Genomic DNA, 19,390 nt, shown 5'->3' with positions numbered 1-19,390 from the left:
GCCTATTCTTCCATTACAATTTCATTCTTTTTATAGTTGCTGATTAAATAGGAGACTGCGAGCATCGCAATTGCAACGAGCCCAGTCACGATTGAACCTACTATGAAACTTGTTTCAGGTTCATACCTTATGGACATATAAACTGTCGATAAAATATCAGGAATATTCAATTCCGGGACAGCGAGAATGAGTAAAGGTATGATGTACAAACTCATCAAAGCAACACTTGCTATCCACCCTGCCGTTTGCCCAATCTCCAGTGCTGCACGGATAATCGCACTACCAGCAAGAAGCAGTAGAATCGTGAAGATGGTCCACTGGACTGCACGTTGGTCGTTTAAAACGTACATATTGATGCTATACAAGCTAATGATTAGCCCTACGAGCAACGAAAGAATTCCAGTCATTCCGAGACGGAAACCGATGGGTCCTTCTTTAATGCGGTAAGTGAAGAAACCGATTAGCAAACTGCTCATTAACAGAATGAGGAATAGAATGACGGGCGGTACTTTTTGCACTTCATCCGAAAATGCGGCTTCCCCTTTTACTTGCAGTGGATTGACAAAGTGATTAAAGACATAGCCATTCTCCTGACCGTCCACATAGGTGTTCCCTAGGAAGTCTTGAATGTCTGTATCAAATTCGGACATGGCACCCACATTTGTTTCCCACTTATCGCTGAATGCGGTGGATGTAGCTTTAATATCGTCTGCTTTGACAGTTAAATCATTGGCATAGTTGACAAGGCCATTTTGTCTGTCGGATAGTGAATTCATCATGCCGCTCAGCGCAACAAGCTGATTGCCCACTTCCCTTTGTCCTGTTGCCACTTCCCCCTCAGTTGTTGCGGGAACTGGTTCTCCTGACGTTTCTTGGATTTGACTCAGCAGGAGATTTGCCTGCTCATCAATCGAATTCAATTCAGTCAATAACGCAGCATGCTGTTCTTCCACAGTTTCTTTATGGCCGGACATGATGGCGGCAAACGTTGTACTCAAATCACTCATGCCAATTTCAGTTTCAGGGATACTTCCCCCTACTGAATCCCAGCCATCAAGTTCTGTTTCGTTTAGGTCAACAACGTTTTTCAATAATGCAGTTAAGATTTCATCTTTCAGAATGCCATCTTTAAGGGTGTTTTGCCCTTGTTCATCGAGCATGAATTCAAATTGTTCAAGTGTTGCATAATAGGACAGCAGTGCCGGTGTATCTTTGCTGGCAGCACCTTTTGCAAAGATCCCTTCCAATCGATTTCGCTGATCGGCTGATAAACTGTTGTGTTTAAGAAGAGAAGCTTCTTTTTCTTTGATTACGATTAATATTTGCGCCGTATCTGCAGGGTTGGATTTCACTAGTTGGTTAACAGTGTCATACTCGCCGTACAATACTTTGTAATTGCCAATCAAGTCATTATAGTCGGCGGATGCTTTGACATAATTATCTGCACCCTCTTTTTTTGAACTGTTCCAGATGGATTCTTTTTCGGACAGAATTGTATTCATGGATGAAAGTTCGTTTTCAATATTCGTCAGTTCGCTAATGAGTGCGGACTCTGGATCTGTTGCAGCCACATTTGCTTTCATAGTAGAAAGTGCTGCTAGAACTGCGTTGACTTTCGTTTGTTCTTCTTCTAGACCTGGTAGTGCCAAAGCCAGTTGATCCGCTGCTTTACGATCCATTTCTTCTTTTACCGCAAGCATCTGTGCTTCTTTAGCAGATGGGTTAGAGGTTCCTTCTGTGGAGCCGTTTTTCCCATTTGCGATGCCATTTTCTAAATTTCGTAAAATGGAATTATTATAACGGTCAATCGCTGTTCCTTGTACGACGAGGAGATCTTCCAATTGCCGGTCGACTTCGCTTTTTCGTAGTTCGGACAGTGCGTCGAATTTCTGTTTGTTGACGTCAATTATTTCATTCACTTTTTGAATTTCGCCGTTTAACTGTTCATTACTGTCTTCAAGCGTTTGGACCGATTGGTTAAATTGGTTCGCTTGGTTGGCAGCGGCTGCGTGAATCTTAGCCAGACTGTCATTTTGAACGGTTTGTAGAATGTCTTTCTGATTTGCTTGGAACTCTTTATACTGCTGTACATAAGTTATGAAACCGTCCATTTGTTGCCCGAACGCGTCTGCATTTTCAATTCGAGTCGTATGTCCGTCATTCGCATCACTCATGGCAGTACGTAAAACGTCCATCTGTTCTTTCTGAAGATTCATCTCTGCTGCTAGTTTCTCAGAACCCGGTTTGTAGTAGTCGGACATTGCGGTGAGAAATTCCGTTTCCTTACCTAAAATATTATTAAACTCTTGTTTGATATGATCCATTTCTTGTGCAATATAGCTCCAATACAGTGTCGACACTTTATCGTTTACACGGTTTGTAGCCGTTTCAATTTCATGCAGTACTTTTTCCTTTTTAGTACCCGCTTTTTGAGGCTGTACCTGATAAGAAAATTCTGCTTTTTCCGGATTCTGTTGATCGTAAGACATGATGCTATCCGAAAAGTCTGACGGGATGAACACAATTGCCTCATGCTGATTCGATTTCAATCCGTTAACGGCAGAACCACGACTCATTACTTTCCATTCATAAGGTGAATCTTCCCCGAGAATGGAAACGACTTCTTCTCCCATTGCGACATTTTCGTCATCCTTTGACATGCCTTGGTCTTCGTTGACAATCGCGATAACCCGCTTATTTGAGTTGTCAGCGTTTAAGAGATTGACGCCAAGGAGCTGGAAGAAAAGAATCGGAAGCGCCACGATGAGCACAATTCCCACAATCATTTTAATCATCTTCATATTCTTATTTGTTGTCATTGCAGAATCTTCCTTTCAATCTTACATAACGGGATTTGAATTTTAGCGGCATTGCCGTTCAAAATGTAATGAGCGAATCCTAACGGAAGTTCCGCTTCTTTACGCTCGTAAGCAACTGTGTATAAGGTCTGTTCCGATTTCTTCATGAAGATGAGCGCTTGGCGAACGAGTTTCAATTCGTTGGTAAATGCGTCATACCCTTTTGTAATCTCTGCGTTATTTCCAGAGACTAAGACATTGAATCCTAAGTGTGAATACTTTTTCATCAATTTCGATAAGCGGTCTTGTATCCCACTATCCGCAACTTGTAAGAACCGTGTATAGCCATCGATTATAAAATAGGAAGGCAATATTTTAAGGGTTCCTTGTCCTGCTGTTACAGATTCAAGATACTCTTTTTCTGCTTGTATATAGAATTGTTCAACCTGTGTGATCCACTCGACGAGACGTTCTTTCGTTTCCAAGTAGTCGACTTTTGATTCGCCAGCAAATAGTGACAATCCACGGTCGAATGAGTCGAAGATGGCGATGAAACCAGTATCTTGCTCTAGTAATGTCTGAAGAATCCACTTCAACGTATTTGTTTTCCCACGTTGGACTTGGCCCACGAGGAGGCAATGGCGGTTTTTCTTGAAATCAATCATTACAGGCTGCACGCTTTCTTCATCCAAACCAATTGGCACAACGCCTACTTGTTTTTCTGCCTGAATGAAGGAAGGGAAAATGGTTGACGTCAATTCAAGCGGCAACATCGGAATCGATTGAGGCATTTCGTCGTTGCGGTAGTAGTCCTTCAATTCGCGGGCTTTCACTTTTATGGCTTCCAGTACTTCGAAATCATTTTCCCCAGACGCGGGGAGAATCATTTGTGCAAAATACACATCCTCTTTCTTCACAATCGCTCTCCCAGGGAACGGCTCCAGTTCAAACGGTACGCGCCCAATGACTGTGAAAGATTCTGTGGAATCCATCAAATAATGAACCACTTTCGTTTTCAAATTATTCATGAGCGATTGTCTGACCGATTGAACCCTTGTCGCAGCGACGAAGAGGTAGATACCCAGCGACTGCCCATCCCGGCCGAATTGGATCAGTTGCATTTCAAGTTCTTCTATTTCCTCACGGATGATATCGTAATTATCGACAACCAAATAGATAAGTGGTAAACGGTGACTTGCTAATTCGTTGTACATCGTAATATTGCTGACTTCCGCTTGCTGGAAGGCTACTTTCCTTTTCGATATCTCGTCTTTCATCATTTTAATCAATTTTTCACGTTTCAACTCTTCGTCCATGGTGAAATAATCTGCCGTATGTGGCAATTGACGAAGCGGAAGCAGTGCGCCATTTCCATAATCTAGAATGTAGAAGTTCGCTTCACTTGGTGGCAGATTGTCAGCAATGCCCATAAGTGTCGTCAGTAACGTGTATGACTTTCCATAGCCTGAAGACCCGAAAACACCGAGATTGCCGTCTTTCATCCAGTCATAGCCAATGGGCGTTTGACTTTGTTTTTCCGGTTCATCAATCATGCCGATTGGGAAACTGCCTAGCTTCGGAAAAGCATCTTTCGGTTTTTCGATGCGCAGTGGCAGTGGCGGCAACCATGGACTGGCCAGTTTACGAATGGATAGTTCTTCTTGTGTCTGTGCAATTTTTGCGGTGACAGCTTCCATTTCGGTTAAACTGTTCTTTTTCTTGCTGACACTTGTTTCAATGCCTGAAAGCGGATATAGACCGAGGTCCGTGACAATGGCAATGTCATCTTCCCCTTCTAGCGTCTCCTCCATATACGGCGCGCCGCTCCAAGCGGACTGGAACAATTCATACACTTCGTTGTTCCCAACTTGTAAATAGCCGCGGCCCGTTTGGGTGATCGTAGCGGCATCGCTATTTTTCAAAATTTCTTTACTATCCGATGCATCCTGTACTTTCAAAGCGACACGGAAACGCGCATTACTCCAAATCTGCTCATCGATGATGCCACCTGGTTTTTGTGTAGCTAAAATGAGATGGACACCTAGGCTTCGTCCGATACGGGCAGTACTGACGAGCTCGCGGATGAATTCAGGTTCTTCGCTTTTCAACTCTGCGAATTCATCTGAAATAAGGAATAAATGCGGCAAGGGCTCCGCTGCATTCCCTTCTTTATAAAGGTTCGTGTAATCATCGATATGCGTGACAACGTATTGGTCGAAAAGACGCTGCCTGCGTTTCAGTTCACTATTAATAGAAGTAAGTGCGCGCATACTGAAGTTTTTACTGCCTTCAATGTTGGTGATTGTGCCTAACAGATGAGGGATATGCTTAAAGGGCTGTGCCATCCCGCCGCCTTTATAGTCAATCAACAGAAATGCGACTTCATGAGGATGGAAGTTAACGGCTAGCGATAAGATAAAGGTCTGAAGAAATTCACTCTTCCCGGAACCCGTCGTCCCCGCTAGCAAACCGTGTGGACCATGTGCTTTTTCATGCAGGTTCAAATGAACGAGCTCTTCTTTCCCTTTGAAACCAACCGGAACCGCGAGTGACTTCGCTGATTCATTGGTCAGCCAGTTGCGCGCAATCGGAACGTCTTCCACATCCTTCACACCAAACATTTCTAGGAAAGCGACGGAATCAGGAATTGAATTTTTCATGCCGATTTGATGATTGAGCGTTTTCAACATGCGGGCAAATCGCTCATTCGTCGAGCGGTCATTATCGTCAAGCTGGAAGGGTGTATTGACTGCCTTCCCAGCATTGATGAGGATATCCCCTTCCCGCTCATTGACGTATCGGACAAGCGTATGGACGTTCTCCGTCATACGCTCTTGAGCGGACTCTGCAAAGATCACGGAAATACCGAGATTCGCATTGTTTTTCCCTTCCAAATACTCCAAAATAACATGCTCCGCGATTAACGGATAGTTGGATACAATGAAAACGAGATGAGGTGTAAATTTCACTTTCCCTTTCATTTCATCTATATCGCGTTCGCGAATGATTTCATAAAGAGATGATAGCAACTGGTCACGGGTTTCTTCGTTATGGATTAACCCCTTCGCATGCATATTTGGCAATTGGAAATGCGGCAGCCACTTCATCCATTCAACGTCTTTGTAATCCTTATTCTTAAAGATATATATGAATCTCGTGTCATGGTAACTATGTGAAAAAGCGAGTTGACCCACAATCTGATTCAGTGCACGCTTGCTAACCGATTCCTTTCCGACAATCCCGAGAATTCCTTCTGATAAGTGAGCAGTAATGGGGGCATTCGGAATTTCTTTGTAAACACTCTCCATCCGCTGCGCTTGTTCGAGCAAATCATCGACTTCCCGATTCGCCAAATCTCCCGATGACAGCGAAATAGCGTAACTCGCTGGGACATTCCCCGTACCAAGTCTGAATTCTAGGAAATCGTGACTATCCAGCGCCTTCTCCCAAATCCTTCCCGACAACTGATCAGTCATTTGTTTCATCTCTTCAAATGGCGGGAAATGATAATCAAGCACTTCCTTCTGTTTCGTGGAAAGCGTATAAAGTTCCTCGCGCATATTTTGCAAATAGGCTGCGTACACACGGCGTCTTTTCGCTTCATTTAACTTACGGCGTTTCCGATCTTTGAAAAATTGAACTGTCGATGTAACGAGCGTCATTAAAAACATTGAAATAGAAATGATGATGAAGATTCCGCGTGGTATTAAGATTGCAACGAGCCCCATGACGATGAGCATCACTAAAGGCGGCGCAATAATGAGCAATAACCCACGGCCTGAATCATCACTTTCCTGCGCTGGAAATGACAACGATACTTTTTCTTCCGGAAGATCATAAATCATTCGCGGCGTCCGTCTATAATCAGGGTACATAGAGACAATTTCAGATGTCGGTACATCGATTTCTGTCAGATGGGTAGTGTAGTCAATTGCAGAAGTGACTTCTAAAATATCTTGTTCAATTAACTTCATCTCCATGAATGCCCATTGAAGTACATCCCCGATTTGAAGCACTTCATTGATATCCTCTTTTTGGCCGTTTACATACAAAGGACAACTGTAATTCTTTTTAATAATCCAGCCCTTTGCTGTTTTGTTCAAAGAAAATTGACCGGGCTCCGCTTCAGGAAAACGGGTTTCATTTCGATTGAACGTAGCCGCGTCATGTAATCTATTAAAGGAAACTTCATTTTCATAATCGAGATAGTACGTTTTAGAAGTTACAGGCGTAGTCACCACATACAAAACCAGTTCCAATTCTTTTTGCTCAATGGATAAACTCGCTTCAGGCGTTAGCAACCCTACATAATCAGCGCCGTCTCGCACCGTGAAGCCGCCCTCGTCTTTTGCCACGGTAAAAGGACCTGACTTAAAGGGAAAAGACCGAATCGTGACATCATTTTCGATGTCGGGTCCGATTGTAAGCGACGTAAATTCTTTTTCATGTAGATCGATACGCTGATAACTTTCCCCGTAAAACACCCATAGTTGTAGCACATGCACACCTTCTTTTTATAATTCGAGTTGAAGCTTAGGAACCTGCGTCTTTGTCCTTCGCTTTTTCTTGTTGCTTCTCTTGTTCTACTTGTTTCGCCGCTTCTTCGGCTGCTTTCGCTTTCTCTTCAGCTTGTTTTTCTTCCTCTTCAGCTTGTTTCGCTGCTTCTTCAGCTTCTTGTTCTTTTGCTACATTTTCTTCCTCTTGCTCCATTAACTCTTCATAAGCATCGACTTCAGTGTCCACTTCTTCCATGAGGTATTGTTTCTCTTCTCCTGTTAGATCTTGGTCCGCTTGAATTTCTTCGCGCCTTTTCAATAATCCAAAGGCAATGAGCTCGCCGTCTTCCATCGATCTGGCCAAATCCACGGCACTCGCAGCTTCTCCACGGCCTAGATAGATCCAGTACTTTAAGTAGTCCGTATCCGTCTGCAGTGTAATGTTAGACAACACATTCTTTTTCTGCTCTTCGTCCAATCTTTCATTGGTTACGAATGAATACGCCAGTTCATAGAGCATCACGTAAGGCATTGGCTTGATGCTATAAGGGCTTAACACGGTGACAACTTCACTGTAATTTCGCAACAAAAAATATTCATGGCTATCGATGTACGCTTCGTTTTTCGGCTTTTCGTGTAGTAAGTATAGTATTGCGAATAGAAGTGCGGGTATCAGTAGCACGCTAAGTCCGATTGATGTCCATTTTGCCATTTTCCATTTTTTCCGCGGAAGTTTTACAATCGTTGTCTCTTTCGTTTCCAACAGCTCAAGCTGCTGTTCAATATAATCTAGTAAGGATTGACTGTCTGGCATATTCATTACTTTCGCGCCGACTTCTTTCAACTCTAGGACCTCGTTATACTTTAAAAAATCTTCAAATGTGAATGAATCATCTACTGCCGCGGCCACCGCTGCTTTTGTTTCCAGCCAGACGCGCTCTTTATTAGTTCCAAATGGCGGCAAACTGCCCATCACACCGTAATAAATGAAGACCGGCGTCATTCCTTTACTGTAAACAATGTTTTCCGGACTGACGATCAGATTGAGACGGGGATACGGATGCACTTCGACGTTCGTTACAAGCTGATGCGCAAACATCCATCTTGACCTTACTTCTTCCGAATGAATTTCACTAAATCGTTTCAACGAACTTGGAATCGTTGCCTGGATGATCAATTCATCATCTGTACTGGTAATCTCTTTACCAATCTCAGGATTTACTTCTTGTAAAAAGAGAATTTCATTACTACTTTTCAAACCGATTCGTTCTTTTTGGAAGACGAAGGTGCTTTTGTTCTCTTCCTCATTGATCTCCGCGCCGATTAAATCTTTCAAATATGTATGTCCTTTTTCCGCCATCTTATTGACTCCTTCAAATGATTTCTATACGGTCACCTGTCGTGATTCCACAATGTGCTAGCGTTAAATGCCCCGGAAATCTTTTATCTTTATTAACCACCCGAATCCAATGACCTTCACGCGGATCTTTAGAAATCGAATTGGCCTGCCAAGCAATATCTATCATCTTTTTCATTGTATAATAGTCTGATAATCGCAGGTCGATGACATCCCCTTGATAATTTGACAGATCTACTGTAATTTCGATGTACATTCCTATTCACCTCAATGAAGGAAAGAGCGCCTTCCTATGAGGGAATGACGCTCCACTATTTTCTGACGCTGTACGATTAACCGCGGATTTGTCCTGCGATTTGCTGATCTGCGTCTTGCAAAGCTTGTCCTGCACGGCTAAGTTGTACGCCGACTTCGCTTAGCAATTCACGCATTTCATTGAAACTTGGCTTAAGGCGCTCATATTGTTCAGCAAACGCTGCACTAGAAGCCCCTTCCCACATCGATTGCAATTCACCAATCATCCCGTCCAAACGGCCGATTTGTGAAGCAACCTCCCCTGATTCATGGTTGTAGCGTGATGCCATTGCTTCCAGTTCTGCTGGTGTTACGCGAATAATTCCTGACATTCAAAACATCTCCCTTTTTGATCAAATTTTAGTACATTTATAAAATCACTGTATGGATAATGACAATTTCTCATTACGATACAGAAACTTCCTTGTTCATCGCGACAAATTTTGATGCATCACCTCCTTTTTGTATTCGGTGATGATTAGGGTGCTAGAGCCATCATTGGCGTCTGTGCTGTTTCTTTCAGCCTATAAGTGATTGTGATTGGTTGAGTCGCAATATCGTTGTAAATCGTGTTATATTCCCGTGTTGCGCTCGTCACTAAGTATTTTTGGAAGTTGCACGCATTTACTTGTTCGACAAATCGTTCATCGACTTCAGCTATTATTTTCTCTACAATCGTCCCTTTGGCATGCTGTAATTCCGCATCGACCAAACGTTTCAATTTGAGCGCCAATTCTTCCATTTCGCCCAATAGATTATTGACATATACACCACTGGGCATCATGTCCTCGCTTGATAAAAAACAGTAGTCCATATTGATTTGCCCCAATTTCAACTCCCCTTTCATTAGCGAAGCTCAAACATCACTGTAAGTTGCTGATCTTCAGAAAAAAGTTCGATAATTGCTCCCTTCATTTGACTGAATAAAAGCTTCCCTTTTTCGATATCAGCGTTGTAGAAATTTTGAATGCCATCTATCGCATTTGTTATTTGTGACGGCATGGGCGGAATGTGTTCTTGAACGGAAATCCCGACCATCTCGCGATCACCACCGCCCAGCAAATAACTGAACGAATGAGGATTCGTTTCCATATAGCCAATTTTGGTTAGTAAGTCTTTTCGTCTAGTGTCGTAAGGTTGTTCAAACTTGTCTATATAAGCACGTTGAATGCGCTGATTGACTTGGATCTTTTCTTCGTAGTTATCCAATCCCATCCAATACAACCGGGTCGCAGAAGATATATTCACCTTGATGACGGAAGCCCCCCCTCCTGCGGAATAAATGAGGTCATTCCCCACATAGTGCCGATTCGGTTGAGAAAGCCCGTTGATAAGGGCCTCTAATCCATGCGCATCGAACGATCCTAGTATATCTGACAGAAGGTCTTTCCCCGACGCCCATAAAGAATGAAAGTCAGATAGGATGCCGTCCAATTGTTGAATCGCATACATAATCCCCTTGAAACTATCACTGAATCCTTTTGCTGTTTTGATATCAAAAGTCGAAATTGCAAGTAACACACCCGACACATTCTCCACACGTTCTTGTATGCTTCTCAAATAATCGGAAATCCGTTGCCCCTCTTCCCCTGTCATTGCATCGGCAATCACGATGAGGGTCGGAAGTTGCTTGGTCAATGTTTGCAGCCGTTCTTGAATGACAGGAATTTGGTTAACGATTCCCTTGAAAGCCTCATACCGATTCATTACCGCCTTAAACGGATTGGAGAATGTAAATTTCGCAATGTTTTTCAGGCTCAAAGCCCTTTCACTTTCAGGATCTCCAGTCAGTAAGACATTCATATTTTTAAGGAAGTCATTATCGATGCCTGTTGCAAAGTGAAAAAGCCCGTCCATCCCCGCCTCTTCGTAGTAAGGGGATGCTGTCGCTAAAAACTTTTGCAGGGATTGCAACTCTTTGTCTGGTATTCTTGTTATTACATTATCTAGGCCTGTTAAGTCAGGGTTCGTATTGACTACTTGTTCATTCCCGAAACGTATAAAACCTCTAGTAAGATGTAAAGGATAGAGCGCATCTTCTTCGGACGTAATATGCTCGATGTGTATGCCTTTTGATTTGTAGTAGTTTAATGTGAATGTACGGAGTTGATTAGGGTCGAGTTTGTAAAGTTCATCGACATCTTGGAATGGTTGTCTAAACTCTCTTCGGATATCCCTAAAAAATTTAGGATCATTTGCGGCAAGCTGATAGACGGTTGGTGCCGCATCATTTAATGCATAGACTCCGTCAAAATCTGCCCCCAATAAATGCAGCATTTGAATGTGGTTGCCGCCTAGTGAATGACCAATGCCATTTTTTTTCAGTTCAGGAATACTTAGATCATTTTCGGTTTCAATAACCTTATTTATTTCTTCACTTGCCCATTTCTCGAAATCCTTCGCATCTTGCAATTGATCATTTACTTTCCCAGTGAAAATCCCTAATCCATTGTATATCCAGTCGAGCGGTTGCCCATCTCCCTCTCCACCACTCTCTACTTGCTCAGAGCCACGAGGTATCGTATAACTTTGATTAATGCCCTTCTCTGGATCAAAGAAATGAATGACCGTCCCATCGAAACCGCTATCTCTTCCCTCACTTTTGAAGTCATCGGATTTATATAAAGTAATCCCATTTGGCGGTTCCAGACCTGTTTCTTCTATATAAACGCGACGTATTTCCTCTATCGAAATTGAAGTGAATTCGCCATCCTCTACAGTTCCATATTCTAATTTCGCAATGCGCGCTTTAAGAATAGCGGAGTCGAGTACGTCTAGTTGTTCGTCATTTGATTTACGCATCTTGTCCTCCCTTCTAGCAAGACTTCGATAGTGCACTCATCATCTGCTTTAATCCTCAAATTTTACTGATTTGACTAATTTCCAAAAATAATCTTCAATACTTTTTGTATCTGCATTACAATTTGTTGTCCAATCACTGCAATGGTGATCAAACATTAGCCCTAATGCTTTATCACTGTTTTTATGTTTGATGAAGCCTATATGTGAATAGACGGGAATTTTTTCTTCCCCTTCTTGTCCAGTCTCATGAACACTTTTGCCATAATAATAGATATTGTTTTCATCGTCGCTTTTACTATATTCACCCTCATACTGAGCGTAGTCAGACAAGTGTTGTAAACCTACCTTCTCAGAGTCAGGTCGATCTTCAAATTGGCCAAATAAGCCATAGGATAGATTTTCTTCGTTATCTAGCCACGCATATGAAAATCGTTCCCAGTGCTTTTCTCGTTTTTCATAAAGCCCTTCGGATAGTTTAGCATCCACAGGTATCCACATCGTATATGCCTCTGTCCATGGCTTAAAAGCATAATGCCCTTCTGCAACTTCGTCTGTTGAAACGAGGAATGAGCGTGTGTATTCGTCTTGTACGGCAATTGTATCCGGAAGTTCCTTTGTTGTTTCTTCATTAGCGCCTGATTTCTCCATACCTGTGCATCCCCCTATCAAAATCGCAAATACTATCAAGATTGGAATTAGTAATCGTTTCAACTCATAGTCTCCTTTCAATTGTACCCTTCGTTTGTAAGTTGGTTTGTATTTTTTTGTAAATTATTTGTATGTGTTTTTCATGTAGGCATTTAATCTCGGTGGAATACGGCTTCGCAAAATAAATCTGACAACTCCGGAGTACGCTGCATAGATTGTCCAGGCAATTTAAATAAGTCATTATCACTAGCCGACAAATTTAAGTATTGCGTGATTTTCTCTGACTCTTTTATTAATAAGCTAGTTTCATTCTAATAATAAATAACACTCGGCTAACCTACTGTCAAATAACACCAATATCTAACGAATTAGGCCTAGATAATTTAGCCCACTTAAACATGTAGTCTCTATTTTATAAAGTGATAAAAAGTTGTTTAAACTCTAGTAAACTGGTACTTTTTTGATAAAATACCGATATACCCACTCTAGACTTGTTACTTTGGATACATTTTAAGTTTTTGAATATTTAATATATACCTCGATATAAAGATGCTTGAAATGAAGGGATTTATTTGGTACTGGAATTAGGTGGGGTTTTTGTTTTTGGAATAGTGGAGTGGTTACTTGATTTGGTGTGGTGTGTTTGGGCGGTGGTGTGGGTGGTTCGGGCAGTTGTACTCGTTATATGGGCGGTCAGATGCGGGGTTCGGGCGGTTAGCGGCCATATTCGAGCGGTCCACTTCGAGCTTCGAGCGGTTGCATGCGATATATGAGCGGTCTGCCACGGGGTTCGGGCGGTTGCATACCATATTCGGGCGGTCGGCCACGAGCTTCGGGCGGTTGCATGCGATATATGAGCGGTCTGCCACGAATTTCGAGCGGTCGCACGCAATATTCGGGCGGTCGTATGAGCGATTCCCACACTCCCACAGCGTCATCCCCCCATTCCCCAACAAAAAAAGGCAGAGCGCCAAGCAAATGTCTGACACTCTACCCAATCCTTATTATTTTCCCCAGTGCTCCGCGATGAATTCAGTGCGGCCAGAACGGGCACGGTTGTCTGTGTAATGTTCTTTTTCCTTTATGTAATAATCTTGATGGTACTCTTCTGCCCGGTAGAAGGTTTCTGCGGGACGGATTGCTGTGACGATGGGTTTAGAGAAAATGCCGCTTGCCGCTAGGTTGGCTTTTGATTTCTCAGCAATTTCCTGTTGCTCTTCTGTGTAGTGGAAAATGGCGGTTGTGTAAGATGAGCCACGGTCGTGGAATTGACCTTCTGCGTCTGTTGGATCGATTTGTTGCCAGAATACTTCGAGCAACTTTTCATATGAGAATAAGGCAGGGTCAAAAGTGATTTCAACGACTTCTATGTGGCCGGAATCGCCTTTTTTCACGTCTTCATACGTTGGATTATCGAGATGTCCGCCCATATAACCTGACACGATGTCTTGGACGCCTGGCCATTCTTTAAATGGTTTCACCATGCACCAGAAGCATCCGCCTGCAAATGCAGCTTTCTCAAACTTTTTTTCAGTCATTGTCAACATCTCCCTTCATTATATAGCGAGTGTACAAAACTCCTCTTTTAGTAAACCGGTACCCATCCTTCTTGTGTTACGAAGATGCGTGCAGCTACTACTTTGCGATCGGCAGCGAGTGTGAAGTAGTGGCGGATGTTTTCCGGAACGGAGATTAAATCGCCTGGGTTAAGATGCACTTCAAAGAAACGGTCGTCTTTTCCTTGGATGATGAATACGCCGTGTCCGCTGACAATGTAACGTACTTCATCGTCTGTATGATGGTGTTCTTGTTCGAAGTTTTTCAGAAGCTCGTCCAAATTAGGTGTCGCATCTGATAGTGAGATAATGTCTGCTGTTTTATAACCGCGACGTTCTGAAATGTCGTCGATTTCTGTTTTAAAAGCCTTTAGAATTTCTGCTTTTTCTTCATCCGTTAAATTGAATTTTTCACGAAGGTTTTCGGGTAGCTTTGCGATATCCCAGTGCTCATAAACGACTTCTTGTTGCTCCAGAAATGCTGCAACCTCTGTTTGTGTTTCAATAACTTCGTTTGTTCCTTGAATTGTAATTGTCGCCATTTTTATCTCTCCTCTGACATTTTTTTATACTTGCACATTCAAGCGGGCTTCAATGATCCGAATACAGTCATGAAAGTTAGTAAACGGGGAGTAAGGAATATTCAATTCCACGCATTTTTCGATTAAGAAATCCCTAGCAATAACGATATCGGCAAGCTTTGCCGCTTCTAGGTCTGTAATCGAGTCACCGATGACAATGCTCGTTTGCTGTTCGGTCGTGTTGTCGCGAATAATTGTCGGCTTACAGCAACCACAGCCTTGATTTACACAGTTCTCATCACATTCATGCGGGTAAAGGATTTTGATGTGTTCTCCTGAAAAATCGCTTTCGTTGCAATAGACTTTATCGAACGGCCCGAATGGTTCAAGCAATGGGTGAATGAAAAAGTCGATGCCGCCGCTTACGATATAGAGCGGGATGTTTTTCTCGCGGGTGAACTGAACAAATTCACCAAAACCTTCTCTGATTTCCGCGTCCTCCAAAACGAACGACACGATTTGTTCTTTTTGGGAAGTGGGCAATAAAGCAAAGAGTTCTTTGACCCCTTTTTGAATGGACACCTTTTGCGCCATAATATCGTCCTTTATCGCTTCCCATCCCGGTGGAGCAAACTTGTCCATAATATTGATAATATTATCTTTCATCGTAATTGTACCATCGAAATCACAAAAAATTACTGGATTGAACTCTGCACTCATCTATATATCCTCCTTGCTATCTATCAATCAATTACGCCTCGGCGTAATTGCGTCCAGATTTTGAATCGAGCTTGCTCGATTGACTCCTTTCAAAATCTGTGACATCCGCCGGAGGCTTTATCTTTTTTCAGCGGGCGTTTGGACACCTACTGAACAGGATAACAAAACCGCATTCATCTACCACATATGGAGGTGAGAGTCTTCTGCTGAATAAAGATAAAACCCCTTCTATTAGAAGAAGAGGTCATTGATACATCTTCTTATCTACAACAACACAAAGCAAGAAGTAACGCCGTGTCCCTCTACCTAGATAAGAAATCTAGTATTTATTTCAATTAATTGTGATTATTTCATCTACCCATAACTTTGTCAATCAATGCCTACCCGACATTGGTTTTACGAGGTAACCAGCGAAGCTTTTTCCTGTGCCTTTCGCTCTTCCTCTTCCGGTATACGAATGAATTTCACGATGATCGCACTCACTACATAGAGTGCACTGAAAATCCACACGACCCCTTCCGCTCCAACTAACCCGATAAATGCTAAAGCGATTGCTGGTGCTACGAATGTAGACAGACCCGCGGCAAAGTTCAACACGGACATTGCTGCGCCTTTATCCTCACCTGCAACGGATGGTACCAGGGCACCGATTGGAACGTAGCCCGCTACCAAGCCGCCCCAGATGAACCCAACAATGCTCGTCATGAGAATACTACCATTTGTAATCACTGGTACATAGAACAGAAGTGGCGTGAATATCGCACAGCCGATTCCACCAAACCAAATGATTGTGTTTTTCCAACCGAATTTATCGCCAATGAAGCCGAAGACTAAATTGAAAATGATGTTTCCTAAGAAAAACGTTCCCCATAATTGCAGCCAAGCAGTAGTTTCAATGCCATGTTGCGCCATATGCATCGGTAAGAATACCGGGAATCCATAGACACTTAAACTATTGATAACGCGGACAACTCCACCTGCAGCAACCCGTTTGTTTGTTTTCAAAATGGTGATACCTTTCAATAATTCCGTGACTGCTTCTTTTTTGTTCGCGAGTTTTTTCTTTTGGAACTTGTCTTTATTGAGTACTAAAGCAAAGAAAGCACCGAGACATACCCAGAAAATAGATGTCCACATTGTATTGATGTAACCAAGGTGCTGGATAGCGAAACTTGAATAGTATGCGCCCAGCACCATCATTCCCGCACAAAACGCAAACCAGAACCAACCAACGGCAGAACTCAATTTGTTTTGTGGAGTTTTATAAATGACCCATGTCAAGAAAGAATAGGCAAATAACGGATAACCGAAACCTTTAATGAAATAAGTGAGAAGCATAATCGGATAATTCATCGTTGAAAAACCGAACGTGATAAACCCTGCGGTACCGATAATATAGACGGCTAACCCGATTGCCATTGTACGTTTTGGACCAAATACCTCTACACAGACGCCTGAAAACCAAGAAGACAGCGCGATTGAGATTCCGTAGACTGTGAAAATAGCAGCTGACTGTTGAATGGTCAACCCGCTTTCAACTAAAAACGGACTTAGCCAGCCGGCTTCAATTCCGTCCCCCATCATGAACAGCATGACTCCGAAAAAGCCCCATCCTAAATTTTTCGTAATTCCAATTCTTTCTAACATACTGTTCTCTCCATTTCTATTTATAGATGTTGGACAAATTGATTGAAAAATAAAAAAACCCTTTCTGTAAAGACAGAAAGAGTTGGTGGCATACATCGCTAGCGCAATATAAATATGCTTTACCCTTTCTATCTCTCAAGCTACGCTTGCTGGATTTGGCACAATTATGTTGCCGAAGTTTCATAGGGCCAGTCCCTCAACTTCTCTCGATAGAAAAAAAACTATGAAATTGGTCGAACAGTGTCGGAAGTTAAACTAATGAGTTAACTGTATAGAATAATTAATCTTAAGTCAACCACTTATCGAAACTTTCTAAAAAAATAGTTTGATATGTGTTATACTGTCTAGCATAAATCGTTTGTTTGAAAGGATTTTTGCTATGAAATCGTATATTGATATAAAAAATGGTGTTGTCCCTTCGGTTTGTGCACTGGATTGTCCAGACCAATGTGGATTGCTTATTCATAAAGAAGACGGGGAAATCGTTAAAATTGAAGGTGATCCCGATCATCCCATCACAAAAGGCAGTATTTGCAACAAAGTTCGACATATGACTGAACGCCTTTATGACCCAAAAAGGATTACTTCCCCTTTAAAACGCGTCGGGGAAAAAGGCGATGGACAATTCGTTCCAATCAGTTGGCAAGAAGCCATTACAACCATCACAGATCAATGGAAAAAACTGATTTCTGAAGAAGGTCCGGAATCGATTCTTCCTTACAGTTTCTATGCCAATATGGGGAAACTCAGTTCCAAAGGGATGGATCGCCGTTTCTTCAATCGCCTTGGTTCGAGTCAACTGGACCGGACAATTTGTTCAGTCGCTGGCGAGGTTGGCTACAATTACACGATGGGCGGACGTTTTGGAACGGATCCGGAAGAGATGACGGAAACGAAGTTATTTGTTTTCTGGGGCATCAATGCCGTCAGTACCAATATGCACCAAATCATGATCGCGCAAAAAGCGAGAAAAAACGGTGCTAAAATCGTCGTCATTGACGTCCATAAAAACCAGACCGGACGCATGGCTGATTGGTTCATCCCCATTCTTCCCGGAACTGATGGAGCGCTTGCACTCGGAATCATGCATGTTCTTTATAAAGAAAAGCTGGTCAATCAATCGTTTTTGGAACAATATACAATCGGCTATAAAGAGCTCGAGGAACATGTATTGCACTACGACCCGCAAACGGTTTCCGCCATTACGGGCGTGCCAGAGGAAGACATCTATGAACTCGCACGCATGTACGGGACCGTCTCCCCTTCCATGATTCGCATTGGCAATGGGCTGCAACATCATGATAACGGTGGAATGATGGTCCGGACGATTTCCTGTTTGCCTGCTTTGACAGGCCAATGGGCATTGAAAGGCGGAGGGGCGCTCAAATCGAATTCCGATTATTTGACGCATAATACTGCCGCACTCGAACGTCCCGAACTTCAGGTAGTGCCAACGCGCAGATTCAATATGAATTTATTGGGACAAGCATTAATGGAGGAACAACAGCCGATTCGCTCATTGTATGTCTACAATAGCAACCCCGCCGTTGTCGCACCGGAAGCCAATAAAGTACGGAATGGCTTAGCCCGTGAAGATTTATTCACAATTGTTCATGATCTGTTTTTGACAGACACTGCCATGTACGCGGACATTGTTCTGCCAGCGACATCCGCTTTCGAAAACACGGACATCTATACATCCTTCTGGCATCACTACATTCATTTGCAGGAACCCGTCATCGAAACTTACGGGGACAGTAAATCCAACCCGGACGTTTTCAGATTACTGGCGCAAGCAATGGGCTTTGACGAGCAACCATTTCTAGATAACGATGAGGAAATGGTTGATCAAGCGTTAAGCCATCTGTCCAATCCTCATTTATCCGAAGTGTCGTATGCTGCCTTAAAGGAAAAACGCTATATGAAAGCAAGCGGCACCGGCGATTTCTTGAACAATTTAAAGACACCTAGTGGAAAAATCGAGTTGTATTCGGAACAGATGAAATCAGCAGGATTCCCGGCCCTTCCTACGTATATCCCGATTATTCAGGATTCCGATCATCCTTTGCTTTATGTACCTGCAATTAATCATAACTTCATGAATACGATTTTTTCGAACAATGAAAAACATATCAAGCTTGAAAAAGCGCCTAAGTTGTTCATGAATCGGTTGGATGCGGAAAGTCGAGGTATCGAAGACGGGGCGGCTGTCCGCATATGGAATGAGCGCGGAGAATGTGAGTTTACTGTTTCTGTCGGTGAGCAAGTCCTTCCTGGCGTTGTTGTGAGTCAAGGGATTTGGGGAGATCAATCGGGTCAAAAACGTCTTGTGAATGCCTTGACGCCAGATCGGATTGCGGATATGGGCGGCGGCGCAACGTTCTTCTCGGGGCGTGTTGAGGTGGCGGGATTATAATTAGATGTATTGAATTAAAGAGTCCCACTGAATCCACTGCGACTACCCCTTTAGGGTGAACATTATTGAGAGTGAGTTGTGAGTCGGAGTGGACATTTTAGATCGCTTGGCGCTTTGGGGATGCCTCTCGCCATG

The 19,390-nt window shown here is 42.9% G+C and carries 13 protein-coding genes and 1 riboswitch; of the genes, 1 reads left to right on the top strand and 12 read right to left on the bottom strand.

What is annotated here, in order from left to right; genetic code table 11:
- Window positions 1–2: 2 nt before the first annotated feature.
- From esaA to AC25Y5_RS11615, 12 genes are all read right to left on the bottom strand, one after another.
- On the bottom strand, window positions 3–2,819 hold the full coding sequence (gene esaA / locus AC25Y5_RS11670; RefSeq protein ID WP_488140443.1) for a type VII secretion protein EsaA: 2,817 nt from the start codon (window positions 2,817–2,819) through the stop codon (window positions 3–5).
- Complete coding sequence (gene essC / locus AC25Y5_RS11665; protein WP_488140442.1) at window positions 2,816–7,297, bottom strand: type VII secretion protein EssC; 4,482 nt, start codon at window positions 7,295–7,297, stop codon at window positions 2,816–2,818. Before essC ends, esaA begins: the two co-directional genes overlap by 4 nt.
- Before the next feature lie 34 nt (window positions 7,298–7,331).
- The gene (essB, locus tag AC25Y5_RS11660) at window positions 7,332–8,654 is read right to left on the bottom strand and encodes a type VII secretion protein EssB (RefSeq protein ID WP_488140441.1); all 1,323 of its coding nucleotides are present in this window, start codon (window positions 8,652–8,654) and stop codon (window positions 7,332–7,334) included.
- A 13-nt stretch (window positions 8,655–8,667) separates the two neighbouring features.
- Window positions 8,668–8,907, bottom strand: coding sequence for an ESX secretion system protein YukD (gene yukD / locus AC25Y5_RS11655; protein WP_488140440.1), 240 nt, complete (start codon window positions 8,905–8,907; stop codon window positions 8,668–8,670).
- Between the two features lie 76 nt (window positions 8,908–8,983).
- The gene (locus AC25Y5_RS11650; protein WP_488140439.1) at window positions 8,984–9,277 is read right to left on the bottom strand and encodes a WXG100 family type VII secretion target; all 294 of its coding nucleotides are present in this window, start codon (window positions 9,275–9,277) and stop codon (window positions 8,984–8,986) included.
- 146 nt (window positions 9,278–9,423) lie between these two features.
- Window positions 9,424–9,774 (bottom strand): hypothetical protein, encoded by a 351-nt coding sequence (locus AC25Y5_RS11645; RefSeq protein WP_488140438.1) that lies wholly within the window; start codon window positions 9,772–9,774, stop codon window positions 9,424–9,426.
- A 17-nt stretch (window positions 9,775–9,791) separates the two neighbouring features.
- A complete protein-coding gene (locus AC25Y5_RS11640) occupies window positions 9,792–11,747 on the bottom strand; it encodes a DUF6792 domain-containing protein (RefSeq protein WP_488140437.1) in 1,956 nt (651 codons plus the stop codon).
- A 48-nt stretch (window positions 11,748–11,795) separates the two neighbouring features.
- Window positions 11,796–12,458: a hypothetical protein gene (locus AC25Y5_RS11635; protein WP_488140436.1), complete on the bottom strand. Its 663-nt coding sequence runs from the start codon at window positions 12,456–12,458 to the stop codon at window positions 11,796–11,798.
- A gap of 941 nt (window positions 12,459–13,399) precedes the next feature.
- Entirely contained in the window at window positions 13,400–13,933 is a 534-nt protein-coding gene (gene msrA, locus AC25Y5_RS11630) for a peptide-methionine (S)-S-oxide reductase MsrA (protein ID WP_488140435.1), read from the bottom strand.
- Window positions 13,934–13,980: 47 nt separating this feature from the next.
- A complete protein-coding gene (locus AC25Y5_RS11625) occupies window positions 13,981–14,493 on the bottom strand; it encodes a 1,2-dihydroxy-3-keto-5-methylthiopentene dioxygenase (RefSeq protein WP_488140434.1) in 513 nt (170 codons plus the stop codon).
- A gap of 24 nt (window positions 14,494–14,517) precedes the next feature.
- Entirely contained in the window at window positions 14,518–15,192 is a 675-nt protein-coding gene (locus tag AC25Y5_RS11620; RefSeq protein ID WP_488140433.1) for a 2-hydroxy-3-keto-5-methylthiopentenyl-1-phosphate phosphatase, read from the bottom strand.
- A gap of 396 nt (window positions 15,193–15,588) precedes the next feature.
- Window positions 15,589–16,839, bottom strand: a complete 1,251-nt coding sequence (locus AC25Y5_RS11615) for an MFS transporter (protein WP_488140432.1) — start codon at window positions 16,837–16,839, stop codon at window positions 15,589–15,591.
- Between the two features lie 125 nt (window positions 16,840–16,964).
- A riboswitch (SAM riboswitch) is annotated at window positions 16,965–17,055 on the bottom strand.
- A gap of 163 nt (window positions 17,056–17,218) precedes the next feature.
- Between AC25Y5_RS11615 and AC25Y5_RS11610 the strand changes: the two genes are divergently transcribed.
- A complete protein-coding gene (locus tag AC25Y5_RS11610; RefSeq protein WP_488140431.1) occupies window positions 17,219–19,255 on the top strand; it encodes a molybdopterin oxidoreductase family protein in 2,037 nt (678 codons plus the stop codon).
- The last annotated feature ends 135 nt before the right edge of the window (window positions 19,256–19,390 follow it).

It is taken from the genome of Sporosarcina sp. Y1011 (genome assembly GCF_057669885.1).
This window is presented reverse-complemented; position numbering and strand designations above follow the sequence as displayed.